The 223-nt window shown below is 59.6% G+C and carries 1 pseudogene; it reads left to right on the forward strand.

Annotated features, from left to right (window positions below):
- Nucleotides 1-33: 33 nt before the first annotated feature.
- A pseudogene (locus MOV74_RS40520) lies at nt 34-223 on the forward strand (IS110 family transposase); the annotation flags it as partial.

Genomic DNA, 223 nt, shown 5'->3' on the forward strand with positions numbered 1-223 from the left:
TAGGTTCGCATAACAAGGGAGGGATCGACGAAGATGGCCAAGCATACCACGATCTGTGCCGGGATCGATACCGGCAAGCGGAAGCTCGATGTGGCGATCGATGGCAGCAGCAAGCAGTTGCAGGTGGAGAACACGGCAGAAGGCCATGAGGCTTTGCTGACGTGGCTGCGACAGCATCGCGTCAAGCGCATCGGCATCGAGGCGAGCGGCGGTTACGAACAGC

The sequence above is a fragment of the Bradyrhizobium sp. SHOUNA76 genome (assembly GCF_023006445.1).
Classification (GTDB): Bacteria; Pseudomonadota; Alphaproteobacteria; order Rhizobiales; family Xanthobacteraceae; genus Bradyrhizobium.